This window comes from Butyrivibrio fibrisolvens, assembly GCF_037113525.1.
In the GTDB taxonomy this organism is placed as follows: Bacteria; Bacillota; Clostridia; order Lachnospirales; family Lachnospiraceae; genus Butyrivibrio; species Butyrivibrio fibrisolvens.
Window position 1 is genome coordinate 3,476,400 of sequence record NZ_CP146963.1, and the last position, 14,365, is coordinate 3,490,764.

A 14,365-nucleotide genomic window follows, 5' to 3' on the forward strand; every position below is an offset into this window, starting at 1 on the left:
ACTACGCATAGCACTCATTTTACACCTTGCCATTTCGTTTCTCAAGCCAAACAATAAATAGTTCCCTATAGGTAAAATCTATGATTGCTGCAAACGGTATTGCCAAAAGTACTCCAACGATTCCGAATATTCTTCCAAATACGATAATGGCTATCAATATCCAAACAGATGATATACCAAGTGTGTTTCCAAAAAGTTTGGGCTTAATAACATATCCGTCAAGAGTCTGCAGAATGATAGTAAATACAAGGAACCAAAATGCATGCCAGGGATTCACAAGAACAAGTATAAATGCACCAATCACAGCACCTACAATAGGACCAAATGTCGGTGCAAGATTAGTAACTCCGACTACCAACGAAATAAGCACTGAATAAGGCATGGACAAACAACTCATAAAAACAAAATTTGCAAAGCCAACAAGAATGGCATCCAAAATATCTCCACCAATATACCTTATAAGAATAACATTGCAGCGGCTCCAGAAATCAGCCCATTTCTTGTATTGTCTGTCTGAAAGGAGCAGGAAAAAAAGTCTTCTGAAACCTTCTATCATGTGCTCTTTGTCGCTTAAAAAATAGATTGCCAGTATAAAAGCAATAATTGTAGTAATAATTGATGAACCTATATTAACAGATGCACTAACAATACTATTGATATTGTCAGGAATGCTCTTTGTAAAAGAAACGATCATATCTGTTCCCATATCTGTAAATGAGTGAATATTGATCTGAAGTGCGTCAGCGGATGTACCAAGCTTTGCAAGAAGATCCTGAAGCGTAGCAACATATAGATCCGTATTATCAAGAATAGTTGCAATACTATCAACTATCTGAGGAATAAGAGCAATAAGAAGAATAGCTATTGCAAGTAAAAAGGTCACAAACGTAAGGAATACAGAAAGTCCTCTTTTAATAATGCTGTTTTTGACCCATTTGAACAAATATTTTTCATACATGACCATTAATGGATTAAGTAAATATGCTATGATCGCACCACCTATAATAGGTGAAATAAAACTATGCAAAACTTTAACACCGGCCCAGATATTACCGATATTAGAAATCATTACATAAAATAGGATACCTATGCATAAAGCGACAGAATACGCAACCCAGTTCTGTTTCAGCCACTCTTTATCAAATTTCATAAAAAACCCTCCTACATATTAATCGTAGCAATGAAATCAGAACCCGTCAACGAAACAAATATAAAAAAACTCTTACATTAATAGAATATCTTTTATTTAGTATCAGATCATCAAAAATGAATATATATCATTCATATTAAAAAAACTCTAAAAATATATGAGGCTTCTGGCATGATGGTGGGTAATATACCAGTCCTCTAATGTACTTTTACAATTGAAAAACCACCTGTGTTCCTGTAGAGTATTAGCGACCAAACCAAAACTCAAAGGAGTACCCACAGATGGTTTCTGCTAATACACTATGCAAAAAATTACTCAATGTCAAGCATGCTGTTGTAGAAGATGCATACTTTTATGATGACAATTATGGTGTAAACCACATACGCATACAGGTTCGTACTGATAAGTGGCATGAAGATTATTGTCCCTATTGCCATAAGAAATGTTCCCGTTATGATCAACATTCAAGTCAGCCCAGGACATGGCGTGGACTGGATTGGGGTGCCGTTCTTGTTGAAATTGAAGCAAGGACTCATCGTGTTGCCTGTCCTATACATGGGGTAGTAACAGCTTATACTCCATGGGCATATCCTGGTAGCGGTTTTACTCGTGACTTTGATTTAACAGTTGGCTGGCTAGCTGTTTACCTGCCACGAAGTGTTGTGTCTGAATATATGCGCGTCGACTGGGAAACTGTAGGCCGCTGTATAAACAGGACACTTAATGATATAGAGCCAGAGCGTTCAAAAAGGCTAAACAACCTTGTAAATATAGGTATTGATGAAACAAGTTATAAGAAAGGACACAAGTATATAACAGTCATCGTCAACCATGATACAACAAACACCGTAGTCTGGGCTGCTCAGGGGCACGGAAAGGGCGTGTTAACGCAGTTCTATAAACAGCTCACGCCAGAACAGCTCTCTTCTATAAAAATCGTAACCGGTGATGGTGCTAAATGGATCACCGAGTGTGTTAATGAGTTCACTCCCGACTGTGAGCGCTGCGTAGATCCATTCCATGTAGTCCAGTGGGCAATGGAGGCGCTCGATGAAGTAAGGCGTGATGTATGGCGTGAAGCATATGCTGAGTTCACGCAACTATCCAAGGAACATCCCAGAAAGAAAGGACGTCCGAAGGAAGATGATCCAACGTCTGCTATGCTAAATGCAGCCAGGGCCAAAGCAGATGCAATAAAGAATTCTACATATGCACTTGGCAAAGCTCCTGAACACCTTACCGAAAACCAACAGACAAGAATAACTATGATTGCAGAAAACAACAATCGTCTTTACAGAGCATATCGAATGAAGGAAATGCTTCGTCTCATCTTAAAATTAAAGGATGTCGATGAAGCAGATAAAGCATTAAATCGATGGCTCTGGTGGGCAAGCCATAGCAGGATTAAGGCTTTCAAGGAACTGTATCTTAAAATCAAGCGTCATCGTGAACACATTTTAAATGCAATTCGCTTCGGTATGAGCAATGCAAGAATCGAAGCAACAAACAATAAAATAAAACTGATTATTCGCAAGGCATATGGCTTCCGTAATATCCAAAATATGCTGGATATGGTTTATCTGGTATGCTCGGATTTGAGGATTCCACTTCCCAACCGAAAAGCGCGAAGTGCATAATCAGTATATTTACTGGGGTTATGTGGAGTTTTACCCACCATCACCCCTAAAGAGCCAAATATATCGGATAATAAAAGAAAAAGTCAAAGGTTATCCCTCCGACTTTTTCCTTAAGTATTTTAAAGTATACAAACTACAGGAAGTAGTTTGTACATGTTCAGAAATGCATGGATGCATTTCTATGTACTTACTACAGGAAGTAGTTCGTACATGTTCAGAAATACATGGATGTATTTCTATGTCACTTTATCTCTTAACACGAGCTCCTGCTCCGCCCATGATACCTTCTACTTCATCTTTAGAAGCCATAGATGTATCACCAGGTGTTGTCATTGCAAGTGCGCCGTGTGCTGCACCGTAATTAACAGCAGCTTCAGGATCTTCTGTTGTCATAAGGCCATAAACAAGACCTGATGCAAATGAGTCACCACCGCCTACACGATCCATGATCTCAAGACCCGGATACTCTTTGGACATGAAGATCTCTCCATCTGCCCAGCACATAGCCTTCCAGTCATTAACTGTAGCTGTCTTAACTGTACGAAGTGTTGTAGCAACAACCTTGAAGTTAGGATATGTCTTGGCAGCTTCGTTGATCATCTTCTTGTAGCCTTCAATGTTAAGGCTCTTAAGATTCTCATCATTGCCTTCGATCTTGAAGCCAAGGCATGCTGTGAAGTCTTCTTCGTTACCGATCATAACGTCAACATACTTAGCGATCTCCTTATTAACTTCCTGTGCCTTCTCAAGACCGCCGATAGCGCTCCACATGGAAGGACGATAGTTAAGGTCGTAAGATACGATAGTGCCATACTTCTTAGCTGTCTTGATTGCTTCGATTACTGTCTTACATGACTGCTCTGAAAGTGCAGCATAGATACCGCCTGTGTGGAGCCATCTTACACCAAGTGTTCCAAAGATATAATCGAAATCGAAATCTTCAGGTGTTGCCTGTGAGATTGCTGTATTAGCACGGTCTGAGCATCCTACTGCTCCGCGGATACCAAATCCTCTTTCTGTGAAGTTGATTCCGTTTCTGCAAAGACGTCCGATTCCGTCTGTCTTCTTCCAGTTGATAAGAGATGTATCAACACCGCCCTGCTCGATGAAATCCTTCATGAGCTTACCAACTTCGTTATCAGCAAAAGCTGTGATAACAGCAGTGTTCATACCAAAGCACTTGTGGAGACCTCTGATTACGTTGTATTCTCCACCGCCTTCCCATGCACGGAAAGAACGTGCTGTACGGATTCTTCCTTCGCCCGGATCAAGACGAAGCATGATCTCACCAAGTGATACTGCATCAAACTTGCACTCTTCGGCAGGTCTTAAATTCATATTTACTTTCATGATATTTTCTCCCACTTTATGTATTATCTTGGGGACGTGCGCTCAAAGGGTGCCCGTCCAGAGTTTAAATTGCATTGCAATTTAAACTCCTCTAATTTCTTTTACAATAGCAGCTGCCTCAGCAACCATTTCCTTAATCTTATCGAACTCACCGTTCTTGATCATATCCTTCTTAACCATCCAGCTTCCGCCGCATGCAAGGATCTTATCAAATGCAAGATACTCTCTTACGTTCTCTGCGCTGATTCCGCCTGTAGGCATGAACTTAAGCATTGTATAGGGTGCAGAGACTGCCTTGATCATCTTAAGACCGCCGGCAGGCTCTGCAGGGAAGAACTTAACTACGTCGAGCCCAAGCTCAAGTGCCTGCTCCATCTCAGTTGGTGTCTGAGTTCCTGGAGTTACAGGTATATTTTTCTCAATACAGTACTTAACAACCTTAGGATTAAGTCCGGGACTTACGATAAACTTAGCGCCGGCTGCAACAGCACGGTCAACCTGCTCTGTTGTAAGGACTGTTCCTGCACCAACAAGCATTTCAGGGAACTTCTCAGACATGATGCGGATAGATTCCTCTGCTGCATCTGTACGGAATGTAACTTCTGCTGCAGGAAGACCACCTTCCATAAGTGCCTTACCAAGTGCCTCAGCATCCTTAGCATCATCAAGGACTACAACAGGGATGATTCCGATTTTCTGGAACTGTTCAAGTACTGCGTTCATATTTTTTCTCCTTATAAAAACTTATCTTGACTGAAAGTTGTTTCATAACAAAAGTTTCATATTATGAAACTCGTTTTCATATAATGGTTTTAACAATTTTTATTATAGTATTTGAAAAACTTATGTCAATAACTTACCAGGTAGTAATTTTTACCGAATTTTGTAAACGCTTTCATACAAAAATCACAAATGAGATAAGAGGGTAAAATAAGCTTCCGCAACAAAGCTCATAGAATGGGCCTGATAGCTTCCAATATTTCATTTCTGGTCTTTATCATATAATCTGCAAGCTTCAAAAGCCTGGTATCATCCATTCTTGAGACAGGGGCAGATATACTAAGAGCATATTCAGCGCTCTTACCCGGTGCTGACAGATCTGCCGCAACGCACCTTACTCCAAGCTGATTCTCTTCATCATCTATGGCATAGCCTTCTTCCCTTATTCTTGCAAGGGTATCCTCAAAATCCAGATAATCAGTGATAGTATTAGGGGTCAGCTTCTTGATATCGCTTTCTTTCCACATGCGTCTGACTTCATCAGGTGAAAAAGTAGCAGCCATAGCTTTGCCAACACCTGAGCAGTAAAGCGGGATACGACTGCCAATATGCGATACCATCTGTATGGTGTTAGAGCGGGCTTCCACCTTGTCGATATATATGGCTTCATTACCATCTCTTTTTACAAAATGAACGGTCTCGCCTGTAAGCTCCATAAGGCTCTTAAGATGCGGACGGACAAGACCTATTATGTCAAAGCGGCTCATAACCTTGCCTGACAATTCTACTATTTTCATTGTAAGAACATACTTGCCTTCCTCGGTCTGTCTTACATATCCCATGTACTGCAGAGATGTAAGTATCCTGTGAGCAGTACTTTTATTAAGTTCAAGTGCAGTTGCTATCTCCATAAGTCCTGAAGATTCTCTTTCCGCAAGGAACTCTACAACTCCGAACAGCCTGTCGGCTACCTGTATTGGATTCTTCTCTTCCATACGAAACATTCCTTCCCATATAAAAAGTGCAGTAAAAAATGTAAATGCTTCCATACATTTTTTACCACACTTTAGATTTTTTCACAATCCGAAAATAAATTCCGTATTACAAAACTATCTTCTATGACCAACTACCTTATAATACTTTTGCTTCTCCTTATACATAAGTTCATCCGCTTTTTTCAGCAGATCATTTATTTCAAAGCAATTATCCGCCCATACATATCCCAGTGAAAAGAACATGTTGATACCTGAATTTGCTACTATCTTCTCTTCGTTTTCAAGCTGTCTTGCAATCTTTTTTAGGTGGGCTATCTTTTCATCAAACTCATCTTTACCAATACCCGGAACGATAACAACAAATTCGTCTCCGCCGATTCGAAATACATCTCTTCTAAGGAAAACTCTGGACAGCATGGATGCGATCTTGATGATCCTTGCATCGCCGGCATCGTGGCCCAGCTCATCATTGATCATCTTAAGTCCATTAACATCAGCATATGCTATTCCTACACAATCTTCTATTCCTTCAAGCTCGCATACTCGCAGATTGAAGGCATTTCTGTTATTAACATTAGTAAGCTGGTCATGGATTCCCATGAAGGTCAGTTTTTCAACAAGGCGTCTTGAATGAATCTCTGAGAAAAACGTGATTGCTGTAATTTCCACAAGATACTTGATGGTACAGATATTTTTTTCTTTATAATTATCAATGATAAGGTATCCTACTATGCTGTTATCTACATAGTAAGGCACCATGATCATGGATCTGATACCCTTTGTGCGCATGACCTTGTAAACAGGTTCATTTTTATCTGCCACATTATCGATATCTTCCACGATAAAGATATGATTTTCCCTGATCCAGGGTTCTATATACTGAATCCTCTCCATGATCACTTCTGGAGCATACTCTTCTTCGTCAAAGTTCTCATCCTTTTGCCACTCATATCTTATAAGAGGCTGCCCATGGAAAAATTCAAGGATATAGGTCTTTTCACATTTAAGACAATCACCCAGGAACCTTAAGGCTCTGTGTACATTGATATCAAAATCATCCTCCGAAGAATGGATCATCTTTGCGATCTTAACGATCACACGGTCTGCCTCTGCAAGATCTTCATTTTCTATGAAATTGCTGTCAAAAGCGAAAGAATCAAACAGGGCCATAGCACAGTATCCATTCTGGATAGATGGAAAGGTCATTACGTCAAACCATGAGCCACCACTATTGATATTTTCAAAGAATATAGACTTCTCCTTATGATAAGCAGCTTTACAAAGGTTTCTATAAACACTTATGCTAAGGCCGCCCATAACTTCCCTGTAGGATTTTCCCTTTATATCAATATCCTCATTATCTGTCATGGATAAGAATTCAGAATTGGCATAGATAAAGAAAGCCTCGCCATTGTCGTCATCTGCTTCGATGACTTTCATGATGGCGTAGCCATAGGGCATATCATCATACATATTAAAAGCATACTTATGATATAGCTCCTGTACCAGTCTTGATGATAGTCTCAGATTTTCATCAAATTCAGACACTTCTCTTTCCTTTCGAATCGAGACATTGTTCCTTTTCTAAAGATCATTCCTATATATTATCGGCCGAGACCAAAAATAAGTAAACACGAAGAAAATTTTTTTTAAAAAAGTGTGACGTATTAAATTACGGCTCCGTCTATATAGGTACAAGGGGTTAAAAAGACCTCAAAAACGAAATAATGAAACTGATATTTAAAAAATAATAAACAAATCAAGACGGAGGATAATTATGAAAAGATCATTAGTAAAAACCCTATCACTTGTAACTTGTGCAACAGTTCTTGCAGGCTGCGGAGGAAGCAGAGCAACCGGCAAAGGAGAAACAGCATCACAATCTGATTTTTATCAAGGCTCAAATTCACAGATCAATACTGCTGCCCCTGTACCAAGTGCAACAACCAATGATGATCCGTGTGCAGATTATGAATGCGCTACATTTGAAACTGCAGGAGAATCTTGTGACGAAGCATACGATACTACTTATTCAGAACCTGACATCTCTATGAACACAGAAGAATATACTGCAGAAGATGAAAATGCTTTTACACAGGTTGCTGTAAGCCCTCTTTCAACTTTTGGAGCAGATGTAGATACAGCATCCTATACAAACTTCAGAAGAATGGTCAACAGCGGTTATACACTCGATTCCATCCCTCACGGATCCATCAGGGTTGAGGAAATGCTCAACTACTTTGATTATGACAGCTTAAACACTGTCGCTGTTAATCTTACACCTGAACAGGCGGAAGCCTTCAGCGTAACCTATGAAACCGGAATCTGCCCATGGAATACAGATAACGGACTTCTTGTCATGAACATCAAAGCCAATGAGTCTAAGGTAGAAAATAACGGAACAAACTTCGTATTCCTTATCGATACATCCGGTTCCATGTCTTATCCTGAAGAGGAAAAAATAGGTCTTGTAAAATCATCTTTTGAAGCCTTTCTCGAAACTCTTTCAGATGGTGATACTGTGTCAGTTGTAACTTATTCAGGTACATCTGAAACGCTTATCGAAGGCTCAGCTGATAAGGGCAAGATAAAAGAAGCTCTTGCCGCAGCATATGACAGCTGCATCGGATATGGCGGATGCACTAATGGTTCTGGCGGAATCACAGCAGCTTATGAAATAGCCAACAAATACTTCATCGAAGGCGGCAACAACCGTGTTATCATCGCATCTGATGGAGATATGAACCTTGGACTTACAACAGCCACAGAACTTACAGATCTTATCACTCAGGAGAAAGAATCCGGCGTATACCTTACAGTTCTTGGATTTGGTACAGGTAACTATTCAGATACAAACATGGAAGCAATCGCAGATGCAGGTAACGGCAACTACTTCTATATCGACTGCCTTGAAGAAGCAAACAGAGTTCTTTGCGATAAGCTTGCAGAAACAACAATAACTGTAGCTAAAGACGTTAAATTCCAGGTAGAGTTCAATCCTAACCAGATCAGCGAATACAGACTTATCGGATATGAAAACAGAACAATGGCAGCTCAGGATTTTGAAGATGATACCAAGGACGGCGGCGAAGTTGGTGCAGGCCAGGATGTAACAGTTGTATACGAACTCGTGTTTGCAAACGGCGAAGGTGCATCTTCAAACCTTAGATATCAGGATGGTGCCAAGACAACAGAAGCCGCAGATTCAGATGAACTCCTTGCTCTTTCCATTCGCTATAAAAAGCCTGAAGGCAAGAATTCAAGCGACGAAAAATCTGTTGAACTCAGTTTTGCTATAAGCCCATCAGCAGGTGATAACTCAGCATCCTTCAACTTTGCAGCAGCTGTAGTTGAAAGCGCACTCATTATATCAAATAGCTCAAATGCAGAAAATGCAAGTCTTGAAAATGCAACAGCCAGAGCAGGCTCATCAGCAGGAAGCGATCCTTATAAGACAGAATTTGTAACACTGCTTCAGAAACTTCAATAAATGGTACATAGAAGTTCATCCATGAACTTCTAAACATGTACTTAACTACATCCTGTAGTCGGTACATAGAATTAAAAGAGAGTAGGCTTTAAGGTCTACTCTCTTTTTATCAGCTGATCTTAGCTGGTCTGTTAAGTTTTTTATTAGATGAAAAGAAATAATATATCAGGAACATTATCGATGTTACAGTCCACGTGATCGGATATGAATAAACAACTGTAGTGATGTCATTCCTAAGCGGAAGTGCAAATGCGATCCATACTACCCTTAAAAAGCATACGCCAACAAGTGTCATGAACGTAGGAATTATGGCTTCACCCATACCTCTTAGTGCTCCGGAGCACATCTCAATACTTATATAAAGAATGTAATAAGGAACCATTGCACACATCATGACATCACCAAAATGAAGAACTCCTTCTTCTGTTGTGAAAAGAGATAACAAAGGTATCCTGAAGAAATACATAAATGCAGACAAGGCAATGGTAAAAAAGGCTGTTATAACAAAGCCCTGCCTTACTGATTGCCTTACTCTGTCATATTTACCTGCGCCGTAGTTCTGTCCTACAAAGGTTGTAACGGATATTCCCAAAGATCCTGTTATCATCCACAAAAGGACATCTATCTTGCCATAAGCTGCCCAGCCGGATACTGCATCTTTTCCAAATGAGTTTATAGCAGCCTGGATAACGAGATTAGATAAGGTATACATAGTTGACTGAAATCCAGCCGGAAGACCTATATGGAGAGTTTTTAAAAGAATTCCGTTATCAAAGGCAATCTTTGTTAGATTAAGCTTATAAGAAGCTTCAAGATGAGTAAGTATATACAGAATATAAAGTCCGCTTATGGTCTGGCACAGGATAGTTGCAACAGCTACTCCTGCAACTCCAAGGCCAAGCCCCAGCACCAGGATAACATCGAATACGATATTACAGAAGGTTGCAAGTATCAGAACAAGAAGAGGTCTTCTTGAATCTCCCACAGCCCTTAAAATGCCGGCTCCCATGTTGTACATGAGATTTGGGATCATTCCTATAAAGTAGATCCTAAGATATAGAATAGACATTTCAACAGTTTCAGACGGGGTCTTTAAGATATGAATTCCCCATGGAGCAAGCCAAAGTCCCAATATCATAAATATAGTGCCGCCGGCAATAGCAACTGCTACTGCATTATGAACAGCCTTGTTCACATCCTCATGCCTCTTGGCTCCATAATACTGGGCTATTATAACGGTTGCACCTGATGCAAGTCCTGTAAAAAAGCCCACAAAAAGATTAACGATCATTGAAGAAGATCCGCCTACAGCAGCAAGAGCTGTAGATCCCACAAATCTTCCCACAATGACTGCATCTACTGTGTTATATAATTGCTGAAAAAAAGTTCCAAATAAAAGGGGAAAGAAATATCTGAGCATTTCTTTCCATATCACGCCTTCTGTTATTGCATTATCTGATGTCTTTTTCATTACAGATTCCTCTTAAATAGCCTACAGGAATATAAATTAAATGACGTAGAATCAAAAGATAATTTTGTACCTACTTCATTATATTATTTTTAAACGTACGAGTATAGATTTTATGCCAAATCCGGCTTTAAATCAAGGTATGATCGGGTATTCACCGTAAATTGCATAGACGTTAAAATCTATCAAGTATCTGCCTTTCATCTGTCGCGAAGAAGTACGCTATCATAATTTTTATCATATTTTTATATTTTTTTGAGTTGAGGTATTTTTATAAGAGTGTTATAATCAAAATAGAGTTAATATATTGTTTCTTTTTAGAATCAAGGAGATTGGAAATGAGTATGAATGTAGCAGGTGTTTCAAGCTACCATTCCAACACAGGGAAGTGGATGAAACAGCTTATTAGCGGCAAGAAGATCAATTCCGCCGCCGATGATGCTGCAGGCAGTGCTATAGCATCCAGGCTTACAAGCCAGATAAATACAGCAAATGCCAGCGCATCTAATTATAAATCACAGATAATGAGGAATAATGTAGCTGATGGTGCTATGAGCGGTATGAATTCATACCTTGCTGATAAGACAACCAAAAGCGTACAAGCCGGTAACGACACCCTCTCAAGCGGTGATAAAGCAACGATCTATGATCACATGAATATCATGAATCAGGGAGTATCATCACTTGCGGGTACTACTTATAATGAACAGAATGTTCTTTCTGCTGATACTGTAGCAGCTGCTTCAGGTTCAGGATTTGACTTAAGTTCTATCGAAAGTGCAACCGATTCTCTGTACTCAGCTATGGCAGCTAACGGAGCTGCAACCAATGCAGCTTCTCATGCAGCTAATATAGCTTCTATTACAGAGATCAACAGTGCAGCAGCTCTTAGCCGCATCCAGGATGCTGACATGGCTAAGGCTTCAGTAGGACTTAGCGCATCCAAGACTATGGATGATGTAAATAACGCAATGCTTAAAAAGCAGATGGAAGATCAGGAAGACGACAACAAGAAAATTCTTGGTGTCAGCTAATAAATCGCAACCCACTAAAAAGGACCAGACCTTGTGTCTGGTCCTTTTTGGCGTATGTAAAACAGTTTACTTGGCAGCCTTATTATGATAATATTTATTTTAGTGATTTAAAGCGTAACGTTTTAAAGCATTAAAACTATATTATTCAGGAGGAGGCCTAAAATGGCAGTAAAAGTTCTATTTCTAATCATCTTTTTCACCGTAATGATTCTGATAGGTGTTTCTACCAGAAAACACGCCCACAATGTTGAAGGTTTCGTTCTAGGGGGACGAACCGCTGGTCCATGGCTTACAGCTTTTGGATACGGAACATCTTATTTTTCTGCAGTAGTATTTGTTGGATATGCAGGACAGTTTGGTTATAAATACGGTATATCCGCTACCTGGGCAGGTATTGGTAATGCTATGATAGGTTCACTTCTTGCATGGCGCATCCTTGGAAGACGCACAAGAGTCATGACCAAGCACCTTGATTCAAGAACCATGCCCGACTTTTTTGGTAAGCGATTTGAAAGCAGGAGCCTCAGACTTGCTGCTGCTCTTATCTCTTTTACTTTCCTCATTCCTTATACATCCTCAGTATATAACGGTCTTTCAAGACTTTTCAGAATGGCCTTTGATATTCCTTATGGTGTATGCGTAATCGTAATGGCAGCCCTTACCTGCGTATATGTAATCCTCGGAGGCTACATGGCAACAGTAGTCAATGACTTCGTACAGGGTATCATCATGCTCTTTGGTATCAGCGCTGTTATCTTTGCAGTTCTCCACAACAACGGGGGATTTATTCAGGCGCTCACTACTCTCTCTGAGTATGATTCAGACCTTGCTGTTACAAGCGGCATGCACGGTGCCTTCACTTCCTTCTTTGGCCCCGATCCACTTAACCTTCTGGGCGTTGTGATCCTTACATCACTTGGAACATGGGGGCTTCCACAGATGGTCGGCAAATTCTACGCTATCCGTGATGAAAAGGCTATCAAGGCAGGAACTATCATTTCTACATTGTTTGCATTAGTTGTTGCCGGAGGTTCATACTTCCTCGGCGGCTTCGCAAGGCTCTACAGCGGCAATGCAGCAATCCTTAATCCAGACGGCTCTGTTGCATATGATGCAATCGTTCCTACAATGCTCTCAGGCCTTCCAAATATTCTGATCGGTATCGTAATAGTACTTGTACTCTCCGCTTCCATGTCTACACTTTCATCACTTGTACTTACATCAAGTTCTTCTGTAACCCTTGATCTCATAGCTCAGATCAATAAGAAGATGAATGAAAAGAAGCAGCTCATCACTATGAGAGCCCTTCTTGTAGTATTTATAGTCCTCTCTGTAATAATGGCCCTTAACCCTCCCACATTTATAGCTCAGCTCATGGGCTATTCCTGGGGCGCCCTTGCAGGTTCATTCCTTGCACCATTCCTTTATGGCCTGTATTGGAAAAAGACAACCAAGGCATCTGTATGGGCATGCTTTATTTCAGGTGTAGGTATCACTCTTTCAAACATGGCCTTCCACTACATTGCTTCTCCTATCAATGCAGGCGCCATCACAATGGCGGCCGGTCTTGTGATCGTTCCTGTAGTGAGTCTTCTGACTCCTAAGATGGACAAGAAAACTGTGGATGATATCTTCGAATGCTACAATGCTACAGTTACCGTTGAAAAGCGCTACAGTCTTGAAGAAGATGAGACTGAGGAAGAGATATCTGAAGAAGACGAAGAGAACAGAGAAAATGCTGTTTAAATAGTTTTTATCCAAATACTATATATTTTATCTAATAAAAAAGTAACTGACTTTTCGCTTTATATGCGTTAGGTCAGTTACTTTTTTGTCTTTATATGCGTTAAGTCAGTTACCTATTTTTTGTCCTTATATGCGTTAAGCCAGTTACTTGTTTTGAGTTTTCACCCGCTAAAGTTACTTCCAAGCCATATTCTGCTTATAAGATCACATATAAATAAGGCTGTAATAATCATGAAGCAAATTTTATGAATCCTATTCGATCTGTTCTTATTCTGAAATCTTACAATAGCAGGATGAATACAGCAGATCGCTACACAAATGAGAAGTCCAAACATAAGTCCCGGAACAAGGGCGATCCTACTATCAAAGTTCATAAAATATCCGGTGTAGTCCCACATGTATTTACCCATGGTAGCTTCTAATATGTAACTTGCAACAAGCTCAGACAAAGTTGCAATTATGCCTCCGACTATAAATACATACAAGGGCTTTTTGATCTTAAGAAATGCAAATATTCCAAGTATTATAAAAAAGCCTATACCGTAGATGGGAAGCCATGGTCCAAAGAGAACTCCTCTGTTAAGAAAACCTCTCTTATGATATATCACATCGCACCATATGGATTCATATACCCATCCAAGGAAGCAGTACACCAGAAAACATTCAAAGTAATCACTGATCGTATTAATAAGCTTTTGTTTATTATCTTTTTCCGTTAAAACAATTTCCATTCTCCTATAAAACTCCCCTCTTCATATTATTGTAATAACAGGAA

11 protein-coding genes are annotated in these 14,365 nt (G+C 40.0%); 4 read left to right on the top strand and 7 right to left on the bottom strand.

The window, feature by feature from the left end:
* Positions 1-19 precede the first annotated feature (19 nt).
* Positions 20-1,150 carry an AI-2E family transporter gene (locus tag WAA20_RS14525; protein WP_073389382.1) on the bottom strand — a complete coding sequence of 377 codons (1,131 nt, stop codon included), beginning with the start codon at positions 1,148-1,150 and terminating at the stop codon, positions 20-22.
* A 281-nt stretch (positions 1,151-1,431) separates the two neighbouring features.
* Here WAA20_RS14525 and WAA20_RS14530 point away from each other — a divergent pair, with 281 nt between their 5' ends.
* Positions 1,432-2,787: an ISL3 family transposase gene (locus WAA20_RS14530; protein WP_338801370.1), complete on the top strand. Its 1,356-nt coding sequence runs from the start codon at positions 1,432-1,434 to the stop codon at positions 2,785-2,787.
* A gap of 246 nt (positions 2,788-3,033) precedes the next feature.
* Here WAA20_RS14530 and WAA20_RS14535 read toward each other — a convergent pair whose 3' ends face one another.
* From WAA20_RS14535 to WAA20_RS14550, 4 genes are all read right to left on the bottom strand, one after another.
* Positions 3,034-4,137 carry a sugar kinase gene (locus tag WAA20_RS14535; RefSeq protein WP_073388195.1) on the bottom strand — a complete coding sequence of 368 codons (1,104 nt, stop codon included), beginning with the start codon at positions 4,135-4,137 and terminating at the stop codon, positions 3,034-3,036.
* Positions 4,138-4,218: 81 nt separating this feature from the next.
* A complete protein-coding gene (locus tag WAA20_RS14540) occupies positions 4,219-4,860 on the bottom strand; it encodes a bifunctional 4-hydroxy-2-oxoglutarate aldolase/2-dehydro-3-deoxy-phosphogluconate aldolase (protein ID WP_073388193.1) in 642 nt (213 codons plus the stop codon).
* A gap of 227 nt (positions 4,861-5,087) precedes the next feature.
* Complete coding sequence (locus WAA20_RS14545) at positions 5,088-5,852, bottom strand: IclR family transcriptional regulator (RefSeq protein WP_073388211.1); 765 nt, start codon at positions 5,850-5,852, stop codon at positions 5,088-5,090.
* Between the two features lie 114 nt (positions 5,853-5,966).
* Entirely contained in the window at positions 5,967-7,400 is a 1,434-nt protein-coding gene (locus WAA20_RS14550) for a GGDEF domain-containing protein (RefSeq protein ID WP_073388191.1), read from the bottom strand.
* Positions 7,401-7,629: 229 nt separating this feature from the next.
* On the opposite strand from WAA20_RS14550, the gene WAA20_RS14555 reads away from it, so the two are divergent.
* On the top strand, positions 7,630-9,342 hold the full coding sequence (locus WAA20_RS14555; protein ID WP_073388189.1) for a von Willebrand factor type A domain-containing protein: 1,713 nt from the start codon (positions 7,630-7,632) through the stop codon (positions 9,340-9,342).
* Between the two features lie 109 nt (positions 9,343-9,451).
* Here WAA20_RS14555 and WAA20_RS14560 read toward each other — a convergent pair whose 3' ends face one another.
* Positions 9,452-10,813, bottom strand: a complete 1,362-nt coding sequence (locus tag WAA20_RS14560; protein ID WP_073388187.1) for an MATE family efflux transporter — start codon at positions 10,811-10,813, stop codon at positions 9,452-9,454.
* Between the two features lie 335 nt (positions 10,814-11,148).
* On the opposite strand from WAA20_RS14560, the gene WAA20_RS14565 reads away from it, so the two are divergent.
* Both WAA20_RS14565 and WAA20_RS14570 read left to right on the top strand, forming a co-directional pair.
* Entirely contained in the window at positions 11,149-11,844 is a 696-nt protein-coding gene (locus WAA20_RS14565) for a flagellin (RefSeq protein WP_073388185.1), read from the top strand.
* Between the two features lie 162 nt (positions 11,845-12,006).
* Positions 12,007-13,590, top strand: coding sequence for a sodium/solute symporter (locus WAA20_RS14570; protein ID WP_073388183.1), 1,584 nt, complete (start codon positions 12,007-12,009; stop codon positions 13,588-13,590).
* Between the two features lie 161 nt (positions 13,591-13,751).
* On the opposite strand, the gene WAA20_RS14575 is transcribed toward WAA20_RS14570, so the two are convergent.
* Positions 13,752-14,321 carry a putative ABC transporter permease gene (locus tag WAA20_RS14575; protein WP_073388181.1) on the bottom strand — a complete coding sequence of 190 codons (570 nt, stop codon included), beginning with the start codon at positions 14,319-14,321 and terminating at the stop codon, positions 13,752-13,754.
* Positions 14,322-14,365: the final 44 nt, after the last annotated feature.

Excerpts from the sequence above, each read along its gene's own strand:
- WAA20_RS14575 (WP_073388181.1), bottom strand. The coding sequence starts at position 14,321 with ATGGAAATTGTTTTAACGGAAAAAGATAATAAACAAAAGCTTATTAAT.
- WAA20_RS14560 (WP_073388187.1), bottom strand. The coding sequence starts at position 10,813 with ATGAAAAAGACATCAGATAATGCAATAACAGAAGGCGTGATATGGAAA.
- WAA20_RS14565 (WP_073388185.1), top strand. The coding sequence starts at position 11,149 with ATGAGTATGAATGTAGCAGGTGTTTCAAGCTACCATTCCAACACAGGG.
- WAA20_RS14530 (WP_338801370.1), top strand. The coding sequence starts at position 1,432 with ATGGTTTCTGCTAATACACTATGCAAAAAATTACTCAATGTCAAGCAT.
- WAA20_RS14525 (WP_073389382.1), bottom strand. The coding sequence starts at position 1,150 with ATGAAATTTGATAAAGAGTGGCTGAAACAGAACTGGGTTGCGTATTCT.
- WAA20_RS14535 (WP_073388195.1), bottom strand. The coding sequence starts at position 4,137 with ATGAAAGTAAATATGAATTTAAGACCTGCCGAAGAGTGCAAGTTTGAT.
- WAA20_RS14570 (WP_073388183.1), top strand. The coding sequence starts at position 12,007 with ATGGCAGTAAAAGTTCTATTTCTAATCATCTTTTTCACCGTAATGATT.
- WAA20_RS14545 (WP_073388211.1), bottom strand. The coding sequence starts at position 5,852 with ATGGAAGAGAAGAATCCAATACAGGTAGCCGACAGGCTGTTCGGAGTT.
- WAA20_RS14540 (WP_073388193.1), bottom strand. The coding sequence starts at position 4,860 with ATGAACGCAGTACTTGAACAGTTCCAGAAAATCGGAATCATCCCTGTT.
- WAA20_RS14555 (WP_073388189.1), top strand. The coding sequence starts at position 7,630 with ATGAAAAGATCATTAGTAAAAACCCTATCACTTGTAACTTGTGCAACA.